This is a genomic window from Curtobacterium pusillum, from assembly GCF_013359865.1.
GTDB classification, from domain to species: Bacteria; Actinomycetota; Actinomycetes; order Actinomycetales; family Microbacteriaceae; genus Curtobacterium; species Curtobacterium pusillum.
Map to the genome: position 1 here is coordinate 1 of NZ_JABMCE010000079.1, position 16,724 is coordinate 16,724.

Annotated in this window: 19 protein-coding genes; 7 read left to right on the forward strand and 12 right to left on the reverse strand. The window is 72.5% G+C overall.

What is annotated here, in order from left to right; translation table 11 throughout:
• Positions 1-77: 77 nt before the first annotated feature.
• On the reverse strand, positions 78-1,370 hold the full coding sequence (locus HP507_RS10550) for a sodium:proton exchanger (RefSeq protein ID WP_246328218.1): 1,293 nt from the start codon (positions 1,368-1,370) through the stop codon (positions 78-80).
• Between the two features lie 334 nt (positions 1,371-1,704).
• Entirely contained in the window at positions 1,705-2,808 is a 1,104-nt protein-coding gene (locus HP507_RS10555; RefSeq protein WP_175351750.1) for an FAD-dependent oxidoreductase, read from the reverse strand.
• A 107-nt stretch (positions 2,809-2,915) separates the two neighbouring features.
• Here HP507_RS10555 and HP507_RS17585 point away from each other — a divergent pair, with 107 nt between their 5' ends.
• Positions 2,916-3,527: a TetR/AcrR family transcriptional regulator gene (locus tag HP507_RS17585; protein ID WP_271207298.1), complete on the forward strand. Its 612-nt coding sequence runs from the start codon at positions 2,916-2,918 to the stop codon at positions 3,525-3,527.
• A 63-nt stretch (positions 3,528-3,590) separates the two neighbouring features.
• On the opposite strand, the gene HP507_RS18415 is transcribed toward HP507_RS17585, so the two are convergent.
• A complete protein-coding gene (locus HP507_RS18415) occupies positions 3,591-5,762 on the reverse strand; it encodes a septum formation family protein (protein ID WP_175351751.1) in 2,172 nt (723 codons plus the stop codon).
• Positions 5,759-6,310 (reverse strand): orotate phosphoribosyltransferase, encoded by a 552-nt coding sequence (gene pyrE, locus HP507_RS10570; RefSeq protein ID WP_175351752.1) that lies wholly within the window; start codon positions 6,308-6,310, stop codon positions 5,759-5,761. The genes HP507_RS18415 and pyrE overlap by 4 nt, the downstream gene beginning before the upstream one ends.
• Positions 6,311-6,416: 106 nt before the next feature.
• Here pyrE and HP507_RS10575 point away from each other — a divergent pair, with 106 nt between their 5' ends.
• Positions 6,417-8,084, forward strand: a complete 1,668-nt coding sequence (locus tag HP507_RS10575; RefSeq protein WP_175351753.1) for a hypothetical protein — start codon at positions 6,417-6,419, stop codon at positions 8,082-8,084.
• Positions 8,085-8,161: 77 nt separating this feature from the next.
• Positions 8,162-9,478: a M23 family metallopeptidase gene (locus tag HP507_RS18420; protein ID WP_175351754.1), complete on the forward strand. Its 1,317-nt coding sequence runs from the start codon at positions 8,162-8,164 to the stop codon at positions 9,476-9,478.
• On the opposite strand, the gene HP507_RS10585 is transcribed toward HP507_RS18420, so the two are convergent.
• Genes HP507_RS10585 through HP507_RS10610 form a run of 6 tightly spaced genes read right to left on the reverse strand, consistent with a single transcriptional unit; the run spans position 9,475 to position 12,509 of the window.
• A complete protein-coding gene (locus HP507_RS10585) occupies positions 9,475-10,281 on the reverse strand; it encodes an aminoglycoside 3'-phosphotransferase (protein ID WP_175351755.1) in 807 nt (268 codons plus the stop codon). The genes HP507_RS18420 and HP507_RS10585 overlap by 4 nt on opposite strands.
• Positions 10,282-10,287: 6 nt before the next feature.
• Positions 10,288-10,881 carry an Asp23/Gls24 family envelope stress response protein gene (locus HP507_RS10590; protein WP_175351756.1) on the reverse strand — a complete coding sequence of 198 codons (594 nt, stop codon included), beginning with the start codon at positions 10,879-10,881 and terminating at the stop codon, positions 10,288-10,290.
• Positions 10,878-11,528 (reverse strand): hypothetical protein, encoded by a 651-nt coding sequence (locus HP507_RS10595; protein ID WP_175351757.1) that lies wholly within the window; start codon positions 11,526-11,528, stop codon positions 10,878-10,880. Before HP507_RS10595 ends, HP507_RS10590 begins: the two co-directional genes overlap by 4 nt.
• Positions 11,525-11,866, reverse strand: coding sequence for a hypothetical protein (locus HP507_RS10600; RefSeq protein WP_175351758.1), 342 nt, complete (start codon positions 11,864-11,866; stop codon positions 11,525-11,527). The genes HP507_RS10595 and HP507_RS10600 overlap by 4 nt, the downstream gene beginning before the upstream one ends.
• The gene (locus HP507_RS10605) at positions 11,863-12,054 is read right to left on the reverse strand and encodes a DUF2273 domain-containing protein (RefSeq protein ID WP_079238071.1); all 192 of its coding nucleotides are present in this window, start codon (positions 12,052-12,054) and stop codon (positions 11,863-11,865) included. Before HP507_RS10605 ends, HP507_RS10600 begins: the two co-directional genes overlap by 4 nt.
• Positions 12,051-12,509 carry an Asp23/Gls24 family envelope stress response protein gene (locus tag HP507_RS10610; protein ID WP_175351759.1) on the reverse strand — a complete coding sequence of 153 codons (459 nt, stop codon included), beginning with the start codon at positions 12,507-12,509 and terminating at the stop codon, positions 12,051-12,053. The genes HP507_RS10605 and HP507_RS10610 overlap by 4 nt, the downstream gene beginning before the upstream one ends.
• Positions 12,510-12,587: 78 nt before the next feature.
• On the opposite strand from HP507_RS10610, the gene HP507_RS10615 reads away from it, so the two are divergent.
• Both HP507_RS10615 and HP507_RS10620 read left to right on the forward strand, forming a co-directional pair.
• The gene (locus HP507_RS10615; protein WP_175351760.1) at positions 12,588-13,424 is read left to right on the forward strand and encodes an exodeoxyribonuclease III; all 837 of its coding nucleotides are present in this window, start codon (positions 12,588-12,590) and stop codon (positions 13,422-13,424) included.
• A gap of 95 nt (positions 13,425-13,519) precedes the next feature.
• Positions 13,520-13,777 (forward strand): nuclease, encoded by a 258-nt coding sequence (locus HP507_RS10620; RefSeq protein ID WP_175351761.1) that lies wholly within the window; start codon positions 13,520-13,522, stop codon positions 13,775-13,777.
• 11 nt (positions 13,778-13,788) lie between these two features.
• Here the strand turns inward: HP507_RS10620 and HP507_RS10625 are convergent, their stop codons facing one another.
• On the reverse strand, positions 13,789-14,196 hold the full coding sequence (locus HP507_RS10625) for a four-helix bundle copper-binding protein (protein ID WP_175351762.1): 408 nt from the start codon (positions 14,194-14,196) through the stop codon (positions 13,789-13,791).
• A 393-nt stretch (positions 14,197-14,589) separates the two neighbouring features.
• Positions 14,590-15,513: an AEC family transporter gene (locus HP507_RS10630; RefSeq protein WP_175351763.1), complete on the reverse strand. Its 924-nt coding sequence runs from the start codon at positions 15,511-15,513 to the stop codon at positions 14,590-14,592.
• Between the two features lie 96 nt (positions 15,514-15,609).
• Here HP507_RS10630 and HP507_RS10635 point away from each other — a divergent pair, with 96 nt between their 5' ends.
• Both HP507_RS10635 and HP507_RS10640 read left to right on the forward strand, forming a co-directional pair.
• Positions 15,610-16,206, forward strand: coding sequence for a nitroreductase family protein (locus HP507_RS10635; RefSeq protein ID WP_175351764.1), 597 nt, complete (start codon positions 15,610-15,612; stop codon positions 16,204-16,206).
• 64 nt (positions 16,207-16,270) lie between these two features.
• Positions 16,271-16,714, forward strand: a complete 444-nt coding sequence (locus HP507_RS10640) for an acyl-CoA thioesterase (RefSeq protein ID WP_175351765.1) — start codon at positions 16,271-16,273, stop codon at positions 16,712-16,714.
• Positions 16,715-16,724 lie beyond the last annotated feature (10 nt).

The window sequence follows — 16,724 nt, forward strand, 5'->3', positions numbered from 1 at the left end:
GCACCGCTCTGCGCCCCGCGCACCGCGCCGCGCCCCCGCGCACCGCGCACCGCGCCTGGCGTCCGGCGCCCCGCGCGTCAGTCGCGGAACGCCGGCGAGGACGGACGCCGGAACGGCGCCGTGATCGTCGGCAGGACGTCCTTCCGGTGCACCCAGAACACGACCGCGGCCGCGACGAGGTGCACGATGCTCAGCACCCAGCGCCCGTTCGTGTCCGTCACGAAGAACTGCACCGCGAACAGCGCGGCGAGCGCGATGGCCGACCACCGGTGGAACCGGAGAGCGATGATGATCGCCACGCCGAGCACGGTCTGCGACGCGGTCAGCATGAACTCCTCGACCTGCCTGGCATCGAGCGGCAGGCCGCCCGTGGTCCCACCGCCGAGCACGTGCGCGATCGGCAGCGACCCGACGAGCAGCGACCACTGGTTCACCTTCGACGCGATGAGCGTCCCGATCGCGGCGCCGCCCATCCCCCGCAGGGCGAAGAGCGCGGCGACGATGAACTCCGGCGCCTCGGTCGCGAGCGGTGCCAGCCACTGCACGAGGAAGTAGCTGTCGATGCCGAGCGCGCTGCCGGACTGCACGAGGGCGTCGGCGAAGGGCTCCGCAGAGGACAGGATGACGGCGGCCGCGACGACGAACAGCGCCGCGATCGTCCAGCGGCGGGCGCGCTGCGGCATCGATGCGATGTTGCCCGCCATGCCGGGGAGTTCCTCGTCGTCATCGCCGTCGGACACCTTCGACGCTCGCCAGAGGTACCAGACGAACGCGGCGAGCAGCACGAATCCGAACCACATCGGGATCGACCCGATGAGCGGGATGAGGAACGCGACGACCGCCAGGAGCGCCAGGAACCCGACGTCGAGCCGCGCGGACCGTTCGAGCTCGAGCACCTTCGTGGCGATCGGCGGCATGGACCCGGCCCGGACGAACCGGCGCGCGACGAGGAGCGAGATGACCACGACGAGCGGCCACCCGAACCCGAGCAGCAGCCGGTTCGACCCGGTCATGTTCGCGGCGGCGAACTGCTCGTAGGACGGGTCGTACCCGGAGCGGAACGCGTAGTACAGGTCGACGGCGTACTCGGGGAGCACGGCGATGAGCGCGAGGATGGCGATGGCGAGGGCACCGGCGATGTCCTTCTGCGCGGCCTCGGCGGCCCAGGCGAGGAGGAACGACGCGGCGACGACCGCGCCGCCGAAGACGAGCAGGTCGACGAGCGGGTTCGGCGCGAAACCGCCGAGGCGGAAGACGACGGCCGGGAGGGCGAGGACCACGCAGATCGCGATGCGACCCCAGGCGCTGGCGCCCATCCGCGGCGCGGGGGCGGCCGGCGCCGACGTGGGTGTCGACAGGGTGTTCGTCATGGTGGATCTCCTGATCGGAGCCATGACGCTGCACACACTCGAGCGGCTCCGGCCATGGCGGGACGGCCGAAGGTCTCGCTCGCCCGGCCGGCCTGCTGCGGCACTGTCCGGGTGGTGCACCGGGCCGATCGTCGTGATGGCCAGTGTGTCGATGCACGCGCTGGGAGCTACTCCCCTTCGACACCCACCTTGGCGCGCTCCGAACGGCCCGCGCAAGCTGATCGCCCCTGTTCGGCGACCCGAATCCGGGTCTTCCCCGGCCCGCCCTGCGACGGCCTGGAGGCGCGTGACGGGCCCGTCACGCGCCTCCAGGCCGTCGCGGCGCGCGTCCCGTTCACGCGTGCAGCAGGAAGTCCGCCTTGCCGTCGAGGGCGGCCTGACGTTCGGCCGACCGCGGGAGCATGGTGGCCTCGTAGGCGCGGACCGCCTCCGCCGTGCTCCGGGCGTGCACGAGCGCGAGGGCGAGCTCGCTGGCGTCGAGCATCGCGAGGTTCACGCCGACACCGGCCGGCGGCATGAGGTGCGCGGCGTCGCCGAGCAGGGTGACCGACGCCGACTGCTCCCAGGTGTGCGGCGACGGCAGCGCGAAGAGGGGCCGGTCGAGGTAGGCGCCGTCGTTGTCCGTCACGAAGCGGAGGACCTCGGGCGACCAGCCGGCGAACTCCTGCAGCAGGTGTGCCCGGATGCCCTCGGTGTCCTCCGGCGCGAGGCCCGCTCGGGTCATCCAGTCGAGCGGCCGACGTCGGACGAGGTACACCCGCATGTGGTCCCCGCTGTTCCGCTGGGCGAAGAACGCACCGTCGGTGTCGCTGATCATCGCGCTGCCCCCGCCGACGAGCCGCGCGAGTTCGGGGTGCGCGACGTCGACGTCGTCGAACCATGCCTCGACGAACCCGACCCCCGAGTAGGCCGGCCGAGCGTCGGACACGGCCGCCCGGACCCGCGACCAAGCACCGTCGGCGCCGATGACGAGGTCCGCCTGGACGCTGGTGCCGTCGCGGAAGACGACGGTGCGCGGTCCCGCGTCCGGCCCGGTCACGGACTCGACGGCCTTCCCCCACTGCACGCTTCCAGGTCGGAGCGACCGCAGCAGCATCGACCGCAGTTGTCCGCGGTCGATCTCGGGCGCGGAGGTGTCGCCCGCGTCCGGCACGAACCGCTGGACGAGTTCGCCCGAGGTCGACACGCGGCGCATCTCCTGGGCGTCGAGTCGCGCACGTGCGAAGAACTCGTCGAGCAGTCCGGCGGCGCGCAGGGCGACCTGTCCGTCGTGCTCGTGCAGGTCGAGCGTGCCGCCCTGGTCGCGGGCGTGCTCGTCGACGTCGCGCTCGTACACGGTCGCGTCGATGCCGTGCTGCTGCAGGATCCGGGCGCACGTGAGGCCACCGGGGCCGCCGCCGATGATCACGATCCGCTGTCCGTCGGTGCCGTTCGTCATGATGCGCTCCCTCCGACGTGGAGGCCTTCTCCGCGTCGAGGACATGAAAGCAGAATCATTCTGACTTTGCAACGAGTACGAGATCGGAGCGGTGGTACTGTCCTCGGGTGAGCACACCCAACGCGTCCGGTCGACGTGAACGCAAGAAGGCCGCGACGCGCGCCGCGATCTCGACCGCCGCGCTCGAGCTCTTCCTCGAACGAGGGTTCGACGCCGTGAGCATGCGGGACGTCGCCGAGCGGGCCGATGTGGCGGTGGCGACGATCTTCGCCCACTTCAGCGGCAAGGAGTCACTGGTGTTCGACGAGGACGAATCGCTCGTCGACCAGCTCGTGGCGACGGTCCGGGATCGCCCGGGCGACCAGGACGTCCTCGACGCGCTCGAAACCTGGTTCCTGTCCGGTCGTGCCGCCGAGGCCTCCCGCACCGGCTCCGCGGACTTCGCCGAGTTCCGCGCGCTCGTCGACCGCACGCCCGCCCTGCACGGGCGCTGGCAGTCGACCTGGCGCGGCTACGTTCCTCGGCTCGCCGAAGTCATCACCGACACCACCGAGGCGGACGACCGGACGGCAGGTCTGGTCGCCACGCTCGTGGTCGAGGGCTTCCTCCGCGCCGCCGACGACGACCACCCCGATCGTGCGCTCCGCACGCTGTACGACATCCTGCGGAACGGGGCCGGACAGTATCTCGGGTCACGCGTCCTGGGCGCGACCGACTGACGGACGGGGCGCGGGGCACGAATGCGGACGCTGGAACGTCGTTCCGAGTCCGCCCACCCCGACCTAGGCGCCGGGCGCCACCGACCCCGTCATCGTCGCCCCCGACGACCGCGTGACGAAGCACGAGATGAACACGTCGCCCTGGTCCCAGGTCGCCTGGTCCGGCGCGTACGACCCCTGCACCTGCACGTCCCCGTAGGATGCCGCAGCCGCGGTGTCCAACGCCGCCGAGGTCTGGCACTGCTCGGCGGCCTGCGCGGCGAGCGCGTCCGGCCCGGGCCACTGGTTCGCCGACACCTGCAGGCGTGCCGTCAGCTGGGCGACGTGCGGCGTCGCGCAGTCGACCACCGTGTACGTCTGCGCCCACGCGTTCGTGAACGGCGACAGGCACTCCCCGCCGGCGAGGTCGGTCCAGCTGTGCTCGCCGGGAGCAGCGGGCGTCGTCGCGAACTGCAGCGTCTGCAAGGAGGTCGACGAGGACGGAGCCGACGGCGCAGCCGACGCGGACGACGCCGACGACGCCTTCGCCGAGGCGGGCGCGGTGGACGTCGACGTCGGTGCCGGCGTGTGGTCCTCGATCGTGTTGCCGAGGATCCAGCGCGTCAGGCCGAACACGGCGACGAGCAGGATCACGATGAGCGCGATCGAACCCCAGATGAGCAGGAGCTTGCCGCGCTGTCCCTCGTTCCGGAGCTTGGCGAAGCCCTCGTTGATGAAGTTGCCGCGGTCACCGCCACCCGACGCTGCGGCCGGGGGAACGGGCGCCACGGGGGTGCGGCCGGGGGCCGGGGCGTGCGCGGGCGTGGCACCCACGGCCGGCATCATGCGCGTGCCGGTGTCGTGCGGGTCGTACCCGGTCCCTCCGAGCGCCCCGACGGCCTCCGTGCCGAAGAGGTCCTTGATCGCGCTCGTGTCGCTCGTCTCCCGGCCGTCCCACTCGGACTGGTCGAGGTCGTCCGGTGCGGCTGCGGGCAGCGGTGTCGGCTCGTCGTGGTGCTGGACCGGCTCGTGCCCGCGGATGCCCATGACGGCGTCGAGGTCCTGTCCGACGGCGGGCGGCAGGTGCGCGGGGTACGCCGGGCTGTCGTGCTCCGAAGCGACCGGTTCGACGAGCGGCGGTGCGACGGTCGGCGGCACGGTCGACTCCGGCTCGGCCCACCACGGCGTCCCGGCCACGGGGAGCGCGGTGGTCGCCGCGTCCGCCGAGTCGGCCGCGGTGTCGTCCTGGAGGCGCGGCTCGGCCCCTGCCCCGCCCGTCGCGTCGGCGACGGGCGCGGGTTCGACGTCCGGGGTCGGCTCCTCGTCGGACGTCGCGTCGACGGCGGGCGTGCCGGTGACCGGCGTCTCGAGCTCCCCGGACACGACGTCGTCGTCGGACTCGTCGGCGAGCGTCCACGAGCCGCCCGCGAGCGCCGTCGTGTCGAACGCGTTCGTGGTCAACGTCGCCGGGACCTCGCCGGTCTCGTCGTCGCGGATCGCCCAGTCGAAGGGACGCTCGTGTCCGCCGGTGCCCGCGGCCTCGACGTCGGCGATGCGGAGCAGTTCGGTGAAGCTCGGCGGCTCGTCGGTGGTGGGCAGGACGTTCTCGACCCCGAGCGGCGGCGGCACGACCGGGCCGGTCGGCGCCGGCTGCGAACCGCTGGCCCGGCCGAGCCAGTCGACGTCGCCGCGTCCCTCGCCGAACGGGTCGAGGCGGCGGCGTTCGTCCTCGATCGCGCGGTTCTCCGCGGCGCGCTGGTCGCGGTGGGCCTGCGCGGTCGGCAGGCTGATCGACGACGGGTGCGGCGCGGCCGAGGTCGGAGGGACCGGTGCGGCGGCGGGGATCCGTTCGCCGAGGGTCTCCCGCTCGTGTTCGGCGCTGGCCTGCGGGTTCTCGGACGGCGCAGTGAGCTCCTCCCGCATCGGGATCGCCTGCGTCGCACCGTCGTCGTCCGAGGACGGCGGGGAAGCTGCGGGCTCGTCGAACGCCGGCTCCGACGGGGACACGACCGGTTCGAAGGGCTCGGGCAGCGGCGCACCGGTCTCCCGTGCGGCCTTCTCCGCTTCGCGACGCTCGCGTCGGGACGGCCACTCGTCCGCACCGCGGGGAGCGCCGAAGATGTCCGCGGCACTGCGGAGACCGTGGAACGGAGCGTCCGGGACGGACGCGCGCCGTGCCTCCAGTCCGTCGTCCCCGTCTGCGGGGCCGGCGGTCTGGTCGGGCTCGTGCGCGTCGTCCGGACGCTCCCCGGTCACGCGCTCAGCCCCAGGTCGGCCAGCCCGATCGCGGCGAAGTACGGGTAGCCGGCGGCCTCGATCTTCTCCTTCGCGCCGGTGTCGCGGTCGACGACGACGGCCACGGCGGCGATGATCGCGCCCTCGCGCTCGAGCGCCTCGGCGGCCTTGAGCGGAGACCCGCCCGTGGTGGAGGTGTCCTCGAGCACGACGACGCGCTTGCCCTTGAGGTCCGGGCCCTCGACCTGCTTGCCGCGGCCGTGGTCCTTCGGTTCCTTGCGGACGACGAACGCGTCGTACGCGAGACCGCGGGCGGCGGCCTGGTGCAGGACGGCGCTGGCGATCGGGTCGGCACCCATGGTCAGCCCGCCGACGGCGGCGACGTCCGGGACCTGCCCGATGAGGTCGGTCATGACCTGTCCGATGAGCGGAGCGACGCGGTGGTCGAGGCTCACCTTGCGGAGGTCGATGTAGTACGTCGCCTTCTTCCCGCTCGTGAGGGTGAAGTCTCCGTGGAACACCGCTTCTTCCGAGATGAACTGGATGAGCTGGTCGCGCGCGTCGGTCACAGCCCACAAGGGTAGCCGGTCGCCCTCCCAGCGCGCTCCCCCGTGCTGGGGTCGTGCCCTCACGTGCTGTGGGGTCGCCCCGAGCGGCGCTCGGTACGCTCCGGTCATGCCCTCCGACACGCGCCCCGCCACCGAGGTGGCGCGTCCGTCCAGCGGCAGCCGGTGGCGATCGCGGCGGCTCGCAGCCGGCCAGGAGGCGCTGGGCGGCCTGGTCGCGCTGGCCCTGTCCGTCATCGCCCTGCGTCACGTCCTCGCGACCGCCCGGGTCGACCTGCTCTGGTACGACGGCGACTCGGTGCTGCTACCGCTCGTCGAGCGCTCCGTGCAGCTCGGGCAGCCGTTCGAGTGGGCGATGTCCCCGGCGCTGTTCTTCTTCCCGGAGCTGCCCGTCTACCTCCTCTGCTCCCTCGTGACGGCGACGCCGCAGCAGGCCCTGGCGCTGAACGGCGTGCTCGTCCTGCTCGCCGTGTACGCCCTGGTGCGGGCGGCGGCGAACGAGCTCATGCCCGCGGCACGTCGGTCGGCACGGATCGCGGTGTCCGCCGTGGCACTCGGGTTGGTGACGCTCCTGGTGCTGACCGAGTCGTCGGCGACCGCGACGTCGCTCGAGCTCGCGTCGCTCCTCCTCACGACGACGTACTACTACGGCGCGGTGCTGGCGATGCTCGGCTCGGCGGTGCTGGTGCTCCGCGCGGTGCGGGCCGGGCGGGCGTCGGGCACCGTGCTCGTCGTGCTCGGCCTCGTCGCCGCGTTCACGACCGCTTCGAACCCGCTGTACGTGCCGTGGTCCGGGGCGCCGCTGGTCGTCACGCTCGTGCTGCTCGCCCTCGCCCGCCGGCTGCCGTGGCGTCCGGTGCTCCTGCTCGCCGGCACGGTGACGGCCGGGTCCGTCGTCGGGTACCTGCTCCGGATCCCGCTGCGTCCGTTCGTGTCGCTCGACCCGTCGACCTACGTGCAGCCGTCCCGCGCGGGCGCGACCCTCCGGTTCTTCGCGGCGCTCACCGACAGCCGGGCGGGGTCGGCGGCCGGGGACGCCGGCCTGCTGCTCCTCTTCGTCGGGGTGCTGCTGTCGGTCGGCGGCACGGTGTGGGCGTGGCGGGTCCGGACATCGCGGACGGTCCTCGTCGCCGCTGCGCTCCCCGTCGTCACGGTGGTGGCCGTGTCGGTCGGGGTGGTCGTCGCGGGGTCGGAGACACCGCGCTACCTCGAGCCGATCGTGACCGCACCGCTGCTCGCGCTCGTCGCGGTCGCGGAACTCGCCCGGACCGCCGTCCGCCGCACCCGGGTGCACCGGCCGCGGCGTGGCATCCGGCTCGTGCTCGCGATGTCGGCCACCGGGGTCCTGCTCGCCGGCATCGCCGCGGCGCCGAGCACCGTGCGGGCGGTCGCGCAGGCGCGCTACGACCCCGCGGCGTGCCTGGACCGCTGGTCCGACAGCCGGGACGTCGTGGGAGTCGGACAGTTCTGGACCATCCGGCCGCTCGCCGCCTACGCGTCGAACAACGTGCAGCTGCTCCAGGTCCGGGACACGTTCGAGACCTACCCGTGGCTCGTCGACCTCGGCGCCTACCGTGACGCGAGCCCGACCTTCGTGGTGATCGGTTCGCGCGACCTCTGGACGACCCCGGTGGAGGACTCGCTCGGAGCGCCGGCGACGATCACGCACTGCTCCGGGTTCGACGTGTACGACTACGCCGGCACGGCCGGGGCCGCCGTCCTGCGGCGCGACGTGGTCGGGAGCGCGGACGACATCCGCCGGGAACGCGGCTTCTGAGCCGTCGTCCCCACGAGTTCTCCACAGCCGCGCGCCGTCACCCGATCGTCCCTGTACGGATGTATAGGCTCGAGCTCGTGACTCGTCCCACCAGCCACTCCGCCCCCGGTGCCGCCGTGCGCCTCCGTCTCGCCGCCACCGGTCTCGCACTCGCGGGACTGCTCGGCACGGTGGTCCTCGACGCGCCGTCGGCCGGCGCGGCGACGTACCCCTCGTGGGACGAGGTGATGGCGGCGCGCGGGCAGGAGTCCGCCAAGCAGGACCAGATCACCGAGATCAAGGGCATCATCTCGGGCCTCTCCGCCAAGGTGAAGGCGGCCGAGGCCGAGGCGCAGCGGCTCGGCACCGAGTTCTTCGAGGCGCAGAGCGACGCGCAGGACGCGGCCGAGAAGGAACAGCGGCTCCGTGCCGACGCCGAGGAACACGCCGACGTCGCGGAGCAGAGCGCTGCCCAGGCCGGGCAGTTCGCCGCGCAGATGGCCCGCTCCGGCGGTGCCGACGTCACCGCATCGGTCATCTCCGGGGGCGAAGACGCCAGTGACCTCCTCTACAACCTCGGTGCGCTCAGCAAGCTGTCCGAGCAGGCCGAGCGGGTCGAGGCCGCCGCCACCGCCGACGCCGCCGTGGCCCGCTCGCTCACCGCCCAGGCGGACCGGGCAGCCGAGGCGCTGGACGAACTGGCGGCCGAGGCCGAGCGGCGCATGCAGGCGGCCCAGGCCGCGGCGGACGCGGTGCAGTCGGCGTACGACGAGCAGCAGAGCAACAAGGCCCGGCTCGACGCACAGCTCGCGACGCTGACCTCCGGCCGGGTCCGGACCGAGGCGGAGTTCGCCAAGGGCGAGGCCGTGCGCAAGGCGGCGGAGGAGAAGGCCGCGCGTGAGGCCGCGGCTCGGGCTGCTGCGGCTGCGGCTGCCGCTGCCGCGAACAGCGGTGGCTCGGGCAGCAGCGGATCGGGGTCCAGCGGATCCCCCGGGTCCGGTTCCGGCACCGGCTGGGTACGGCCGGCGAGCGGGTACGTGATCAGCCCGTACGGGTGGCGGGTCAACCCTTACACGGGCGCCGTCGCGCTCCACCAGGGCACCGATCTCACGAGCGGCTGCTCGACGCCGATCGTCGCCGCGGCTGCGGGCACCGTCGACTACGTCGGCTGGTACGGCGGGTACGGCAACTACGTCCGCATCAGCCACGGTGGCGGGGTGCAGACGGCGTACGGACACATCGTGAACGGCGGCTTCCGCGTCAGCCCGGGCCAGCACGTCTCGGCCGGGCAGCTCATCGCCCTGGTCGGTTCGACCGGGCAGTCCACGGGCTGCCACACGCACTTCGAGGTCCACCTCAACGGTGCGACCACCGATCCCGTCCCGTTCATGCAGGCTCGGGGCGTCGCCTTCTAGTCTCCGGTGCGCTGCCCCTCGGCCCCGGTCGCCGTCTCGACACCGTCGTCGTCCAGGTTCCAGAGTGCGCGGTACCAGGCCGTCCGCTCCTCGTCGACCGGCAGCCCGTACGCCTCGTGGAACAGCTCGTCCCACCCGGGGCCGTAGTTCCAGCCGAGCGCCATCGTCGCCACGCCCAGGTCCGCCCACCTGTCCGCGATGCCGAGCGCGTCGAGGTCGACGTGCCCGACCCACCGGCCGTCCACTCCGATCAGGGTGTTCGGCGTGCAGGGGTCTCCGTGGCAGACCACCACGCGGTCGATCGGCGGCTCCGGCCCGAGCGCGTCGGGGTCGGCTCCGGCAGCGCGCGCCCGCCCGGAACGCTGCGCGGTCGACCACTCGAACGGGCAGTCCGGCACGGGCAGGGTGTCGTGCAGCGCGCGGAGCCCCTCGCCCACGGCGATCACCGCCGTCCGGGGCTCGTCGTGCCACCGGGGGTCGACGGCGCTCCAGCCCGGCAGCGCCCGGGTCCGGAGCCAGACGCCCTCGTCGTCGGCACCGTGGTCGATCAGCTCCGGAACCCTCGCGTAGCGCGAGGCCCAGGTCAGCCGAGCGGCCTCGCCGACGATCCACGGCGCGTACACGTGCGGGAGCACCTTGACGTACTCCTCGGCGCGCCCGTCGTCACCGATCCGGAAGGTGCGCCCGCCGATCTCGTTGACCCACACAGCCTGTACCGGACGCCCGTGCGCGGCCTCGGTGACGACGTGCGGCACCACGACGTCGCCCCGCGCACGGGAGAGTCCGTCGATCGAGCGCGGCATGCGGCCTCAGTGCACCCGGTCCGTGCGCCCTGACCCCGAGCCACCGCGCGCGATCTCGAGCAGCACCGGCAGTCGGGCGCCGAGCAGCACGTCGAGGTCGGCGACGATGCCCTCGACCCTGGTCGTGACCTCGCGCGGCGATGCCCCTCGACGCGGTCGGACCCGGATCCGGATCGCCCGACCGCCGCTGACCCGGTAGACGTCGACCGCGAGCGACCCCACCTGCGGCACGGCACCGATCGCGGACGACAGGGCGTGCTGCACGGCAGCGGCGTCGATCCGCACCGTGCCGGCGACACCATCAGCGGATCCGTCATCCTCGACCACGGTGCCGACCCGACCGCCCCCGAGCGTCGTCAGCACGACGAGCGCCAGGATGCCGAGCACCACGCCACCGCCGAGGACCCACGTCCACGCGGTCACCGCCGCGTCACGGCGGGCGTCGGAACCGAGGTCGTCCAGGGAACGGGCCCAGTCGTGCCACGTCGCCGCCGCCCACGGCACGGTCAGCACCAGGATCGTGCCGACCCCGAGCGCCAGCAGCGCCAGACCGACGAGGACGAGCGCCGTGCGGCCCACGCCGCGGTTCGTCGCGTTCATCCGTCCACCCGTCCGGTCGGCTGCACGCGGACCCGCGCGGCGAGGGCGGGTGACGCCTCGATGGCGGCGAACTCCGCCGTCACGGCCTCGGTCGCCGCGACCGCGGGCACGTCGACACCGGCTGCGGGGCGGAGCACCACGTCCACCGTCCGGCGTCCGACCGTGCCGACGGCGGCGTCAGGGCCGAGCCGGGTCGCCGAGCGTGCGGCACGGGCGGCGGCCGACGCCAGCACCTCGTCGTCGACCACGACGGCGAGACGGTCGGAGGACATCGCGTGCCGCGGCCGACGCTGCGGCAGGAGGCCCTGTGCGAGGAACACGAGCCCGACGAGGGCCACGATCGCCGCGGTGCCGATGACGACCGTCGTGTCGAGGCCCTCCGGCGCCCCGACGGCGCCGTCCACGACGTCACGCGGGTCGATCCCGAGCACGCGCTGGTCGAGCAGCACGAGCGTGGCGGCGAACACGGCGGCCACGGCGACGACGAGTGCGACGAGCATCGCGACCACGACGGCACCGGCACGGGACGCGTTCGTCTCACGCCGGATGATCCGGCGGTACACGCGGTCGTGGGTGGGCCCGGCCGGGGTCACGCGTGGGTCCGGGGCCGGGGTCACGCGTGGGTCCGGGAAGGACCGGTCGGTCATCGGACCCTCCTCGGCACGTCCACGATCGACGACGAGAACGTCACGGTCACGCGTTGGACGTGTCGTCCGGTGATGGTCTGGAGCCGCTCGGCGATCGCGCCGCGTGCCCGGTGCGCCCTCGTGGTGACGGGTTCGTGGGGGACCGCGTGGCTCCCGAGCACGGGCACCGCGAGCGGGGCGGTGATCTCGACCGCGAGCGCACCGTGACCGTCGTCGGCGACCCGGGCACGCGCCTCCTGGAACGGCACGCGGAGTTCCTCGGCGGCCACGGCCTGGGCGGTGTGCACGAGTGCTGCCGCGCCGATGCGGTCGTACCCGGCGACGGCAGCCTCGCTCACGACGAACTCCGGCGTCCGCGCAGCACGTCGAGCAGCCGGCGGAAGTCGATGTCGCCCGTGGCGATGCGGGCGACCAGTCCGCCCACGAGCATGAACACGGCGACGACGACGAACGCCCAGAAGCCGAGCGTCACCGCCACGATCGCGAGGAGTGCGCCGACGCCCATGCCGACGACGGTGGCGTTCACCGGACGCGACCCTCGGCCTCGTCGACGGCACCGTTGAGCGCCGGGATGTTCACGTCGTTGATGGCGATGTTGACCTCGGTGACCTCGAGCCCGACGAGCTCGGTCACAGCGCTCGCGACCGCGGCACGGACAGCGGTGGCGACCTCCATCATCGGCGTCGGGTAGTCGACCACGATCGTCAGGTCGACGGCGACCTGGGTCTCGCCGACCTCGACGCGGACGCCCTGCCCGAGCGCGCTCGACCCGATGGCGTCGCGGATGGCGCCGAACGCCCGTGCCGCGTTGCCGCCGAGCGCGAAGACGCCGGGGACGTCACGCGCGGCGATGCCGGCGACCTTCGCGACCACGGTGTCATCGATGATCGTCCTGCCCTTGGATGTCACCTGCGTCGTGGTGGTGCCGGCCGCGGGGCCGGTCGTCGCGGTCCCGTCGACGCGGTTCGTCGTCGATGCCATGAGTGCCTCCGATGCGGTCTGGTGCTGGACTCCCAGCGAACACCATCGTGCCGGGAAGAGACCGGTAGGTTCGAACCCATGCGCGTGGCGACCTGGAACGTGAACTCCGTCCGCACCCGAGTGGGCCGGATCGTCGACTGGCTGGTGCGTGAGGACGTCGACGTCCTCGGCATGCAGGAGATCAAGTGCAAGCCGGAGCAGTTCCCCGTCGAGGCGTTCGAGGCCGCCGGCTACCAGGTCGAGGCGTACGGCCTGAACCAGTGGAACGGTGTCGCCTTCGCCAGCCGCCTGCCGATGGACGACGTCACCCGCGACTTCCCCGGCCAGCCCGGCTTCCTGAAGGGCCACGAGGGGCCGGACGTGCCCACCGAGGCACGCGCCCTCGGCGTCACCGTCGACGGCGTCCGACTCTGGAGCCTGTACGTGCCGAACGGCCGCGAGGTCGGCGACCCGCACTACACGTACAAGCTCGACTGGCTGGCCCAGCTGGCCGACCGGACCTCGGAGTGGCTCGAGGCGTCGCCGGAGACCCCGCTGGCGCTGATGGGTGACTGGAACGTCGCACCGCTCGACTCCGACGTGTGGGACGTCAACGTCTTCCAGGGGCACACGCACGTGAGCGAGCCGGAGCGCGCCGCCTTCCGGGAGTTCGAGGCCCGCGGACTGCAGGACGTGGTGCGCCCGATCGTGCCGGACGGCTACACGTACTGGGACTACAAGCAGCTGCGGTTCCCCCGGAACGAGGGCATGCGCATCGACTTCGTCCTGGGGTCGCAGGCGTTCTCCGACGTCGTCACGGACGCCCGCATCCACCGCGACGAGCGGAAGGGCGACGCACCGAGCGACCACGTGCCCGTCACGGTCGACCTCGACCTCGAGACGTCGCTCGACGACGACCGGCCGATGATCTTCTGACGTCTCTGTTACGCCCCGCGTAGCCCGCCGTTGAGCGGCGAGCCGACGGCGACGTAGGTTTCCTGCACCGAACCCCTTCGAGAGCAGGTGAAGCCATGTCCCGCACGACCCCGTCGACGATCCTTCCGATCCAGCGCGTCATGGCCGACGCCACCCCCCGCGCCTGGAGGGACGGCATCGTCGTCGAGACCCGCGCCGCCGGGCTCGTGGTCGCGTTCCTCGACGGCGGCGTGACGCAGCTACGGGCGGCGGACGCCGACGGTCTCGTCTCGGTCGGCGACCCGGTCGCCCACCACCCGGCCGCGGAGATCCTCAGCGCGGGCGGTCGGAAGACCACCGCGCGCGTCGCGTAGGAGCCAGGCGCTCAGGCGCTCATCGAGGCCATCATCGCCTCGCACTTCGCGACCATCTCGTCGCAGGCCATCGCGCAGTAGCGGCATGACTCCTCCATGTCGGCGTGGGTGCGGCACTCGGCGGCACACGCCTTCCCCATGGCCGTGCAGGCCATGAGCATCGCGCGCATGCTGTCGGCGTCCATGCCCATCGGCCGCATCATCATCCGCATGCCCGTGTCGGCCATCATCGACATGTTCGAGCACAGGGCGGCGCAGGTCGCCATCTCCGAGCCCATGCGCATGTCGCTCGCGGAGCACATCGTCGCGGCCATCGACGCGGCGTTCATCGCCATCATCGTGTCCTGCATCATGTCCATGTCCATCGCCATGGGCATCTCCGTCGCGGACATGCTCTTCATCATCGCCATCGTGTCCATCGGGGGACCTCCTGTTCCTCGTTCGGTGGCGCCCACCGTACGCGCCCCGCGGAGACCGCAGGCTACGACCACGTGAAGAATCCGCCGAGCGGGCACGACATGCCACGCTCCGCCCGCCGAGCGGGCGGAATCCGCCGTCCCCACGCAGCGAGTGCGACGGAAACGGCCCACTCGCGCACACGACAAGCACACGACGGACGGGAGGCGCGGTGCCAGGCCGCCCCGCGCCTCCCGTCCGCGAGCAGGCACGACGCGCCACGCGCCGCCCGCCGAGCGGGCGGAATCCGCCGTCCCCATGCAGCGAGTGCGACGGAAAAGGCCCACTCGCGCACACGACAGCACACGGCGGCACACGGCGGACGGGAGGCACGGCGCCGGGCCGCCCCGCGCCGGCTACGGGTGCAGGAGCGCCGCGACGGCCACCAGGACCGGCACGGAGCCGATCGTCGAGATCAGGACCACATCGCGGGCGACGGGGACCGCGGCGCCGTACCGCTGCGCGTAGTTGAACACGTTCTGCGCCGCCGGCAGCGCCCCGAGCGTCGTCAGCACGAAGACGTCGTGGGCGCCGAGTCCGAACACGAACCGTGCGAACACGAACGCCACCGCCGGCATCACCACGAGCTTGATCGACGACGCGACGATGACCTCCGTCCGGATCGCCGGGTCCCGCAAGGGCGTCGCACCGTGCAGGCTCATGCCGAACGAGAGCAGCACGACGGGCACGGCGGCCGCCCCGACGAGGGAGAACGGCTCGAGGACGGGCGTCGGCAGCTCGATGCCCGTCGCCGAGAAGAGCAGCCCGACGAGCGACGCGATGATGATCGGGTTCCGGAACGGCCCCGAGATCCGACGTCCCACGCTGCCGCCCGCCGAGGTCGCGGTGTCCAGGATCGTCAGCGCGATGGGCGCGAGCACGATGAGCTGCAGGAGGATCACCGGCACGACGGCGGTCGCCTGCCCCAGGACATACACGGCGACCGGCAGCCCGATGTTGTTCGCGTTGACGTAACTCGACGCGAGGGCCCCGACCGTGGTGGTCGCCAGCGGCCGGCGGAGCACCACGCGGAAGACCACGCCGGCGCCGAGTGCGACGACGACCGCGCTGATGAGCGACACCCACAGCATCGGGGACAGCAGGACGTGGATGTCCGCCGTCGCGATCGTGTGGAACAGCAGGCACGGCATGAGCACGAAGAACGCGAGCCGGCTCATCACGAACTGGGCGTGCTGGCCGAGGAGACCGATGCGTCCGACGACGTACCCGGCGGCGATGATCGCGCCGATGATCGCGAAGCCCGTCAACACGCCACCCATCGCGTCCCATCCTTGCACCATGCGGGAACGCCCACTGCTCCATGTGACGTCGCTCAGGACGGAAATGCGTACGCATCGAATACCGTTGGAGACACCATGACCTCGACGAACTCCAGCACCCTCACGCGCTCGACCGACTCCAGCCAGCCCCTCGTCCCCCTCCTCGAGGAGCGGTGGAGCCCCCGTTCCTACGACGAGACCGCGACGATCTCGGACGCGCAGTTCGACGCCGTCCTGGAGGCCGCGCGCTGGGCCCCGTCGGCCATGAACTTCCAGCCGCGTCGCTTCATCGCGGGCCGACGCGGCACCGAGACGTTCCGGAAGATCAACGAGAACCTCCTCGGCTTCAACGCCTCCTGGGCCTTCCGGGCCAGCGCCCTCGTCGTCGGTGTGCTCGAGACCGTCACCGAGGACGGCGAGGAGCGGGCGTTCGCCCAGTACGACCTCGGCCAATCCCTCGCGGCCTTGACCGTGCAGGCACACGCGGAGGGTCTCCACGTGCACCAGATGGCGGGCATCGACGCCGAGGGGCTCCGCGCCGCATTCGACCTCCCCGAGCGCTTCCTGCCGTACACGGTCACCGCGATCGGCACGGTCGCGGACCCGTCGCAGCTCGGCGAGAAGGCCGCCGAGCGCGAGGTCGCTCCCCGCACCCGGATCGCGCTCGACGAGGTCGTGCTCGTCAAGGAGTAGGCACCGCACCACCGCGGACGCGGCCGGGGTCCCTCGGGATCCCGGCCGCGTAGTATGTAGTGACATGCAGCCCGATCAGCAGCCCGCTCAGCCCGCTCAGCCCGAGATGAACTTCTACACCCGCAAGTGGGTCCGCCCCGAGGACCTCAACGCGAACGGCACCCTCTTCGGCGGCAGTCTCCTCCGCTGGATCGACGAGGAAGCGGCGGTGTACGCGATCATCCAGCTCGGCAACGGCAGGGTCGTCACGAAGTACATGTCCGAGATCGAGTTCGTCTCCTCGGCGAAGGAGGGCGACATCGTCGAGATCGGCCTCGTCGCGACGCGGTTCGGACGGACGTCGCTGACCATGCGCGCCGAGGCCCGCAACCTCTTCACCCACCGCAGCATCCTGACCATCGACGAGGTCGTGTTCGTCAACCTCGACGACGACGGCAACCCGGCGCCGCACGGGTACACGGACATCACGTACGCCCGTGACCGTGTCCCGGCCACGCACCGCGCCTGACGCCCGGCAT